1 pseudogene and 1 other annotated feature are annotated in these 1,293 nt (G+C 46.2%); the pseudogene reads right to left on the bottom strand.

Features of this window, described 5'->3' with window-relative positions:
* Positions 1 to 23: 23 nt before the first annotated feature.
* Positions 24 to 1,243 (bottom strand): annotated as a pseudogene (locus ACP69U_RS13805) (IS3 family transposase).
* Positions 852 to 968 (bottom strand) — a sequence feature (AL1L pseudoknot). It overlaps the preceding pseudogene by 117 nt.
* Positions 1,244 to 1,293: the final 50 nt, after the last annotated feature.

The following is a 1,293-nucleotide window of genomic DNA, read 5'->3' as shown; positions in this document are numbered from 1 at the left end:
TATCGGAGAGTGATTTACTTGAGTCAGGCAGCAATACCCGACAGGGTCAAATTATCATAATACCGCTTTTCAAACTCAAAGGGTGACACATAACCAATCGTGCTATGCAGTCGTGTTTTATTGAACCAATCTACCCACTCAAGGGTTGCCAGTTCAATATCATTCACACCAGTCCAGTTCTGCTTTAAATAATGAATCACCTCAGACTTGCACAGCCCATTGACCGTTTCAGCCAATGCATTGTCGTATGAATCGCCTGTTGTGCCAACAGATGCAATCACGCCAGAGTCTTTCATCTTATCAGTATAGCGAATAGATAAGTACTGAACCCCTCGATCACTATGATGAATCACGTCTTTGGGATTGTTTCTATCTGCTATTGCTTGGTTCAATGCCGCCATTACCATATCGGTGTTCATGCGATTAGAAACTTTCCAGCCCACAATAGCGCGAGCAAACACATCAATAACAAAAGCAGTATATACCCAGCCGCTCGTTGTCTTGATGTAGGTGAAGTCCGCTACCTAAAGCTGGTTAGGACGATGCGCCTTGAAGTTGCGATTGACCAAGTCATCAGCGCGCTGCTGGTCGTCACGGCTGTTGGTGGTAATCTTGCCCTTACCACGCCAGACACCTTGTAAGCCATGCTGTCTCATTAATCGCTCTATGGTACACCGAGCAATCTTTAACCCATCAGCTTTCATCTGCTGCCATACTTTACGAGCACCGTAACGGCACTTGCTGTCCTGCCAGATGCGTCTGATTTCACCGATGTAAAAGTCGTCATGCTGTCTGCGCAGTGAACGCTTTTCAGGACTGTTTTCTAGGTCTTTAGCACGATAATAAGTCGACGGGGCAATCGGTAGGACTCTACAGATCAGCTCGACCCCATATTTAGCTCTGTTATTATCAATAAAACTGATCATTACTAAGGCGTGCGGTCGAGCTCCGCCTGGGCGAAAAAAGCCGCAGCCTTTCTGATGATTTCATTAGCTTGTTTAAGCTCTTTATTCTCGCGTTCAAGCTCTTTGATGCGCTCTTTATCACTTTGAGCCTGCACTGAGGCGGGAATGGTTTGGTCTATGTGCTTTTTATGTCAGGATCACAGTGTCTCAGGCGTACAGCCAATCTTTGACGCTATGGCTTGAATGGCTGACCATGTAGAAGGATAGTCGCCAGACGCTTCAATCAGCATGCGAACGGCGCGTTCTTTAATCTCAGGAGTGTAGATTTGTCTTTTCATTGTCGTATTCTCTCAGAATGTTGAGTCTCCGACAATTCCGGGGCGGTTCA

Origin of the sequence: Psychrobacter sp. TWR1-1-1, from assembly GCF_049895865.1 — a bacterium.
GTDB lineage: Bacteria > Pseudomonadota > Gammaproteobacteria > Pseudomonadales > Moraxellaceae > Psychrobacter > Psychrobacter immobilis_A.
The sequence above is the reverse complement of the archived record's forward strand: the minus strand, read 5'-3'. Positions and strand labels throughout refer to the sequence as shown.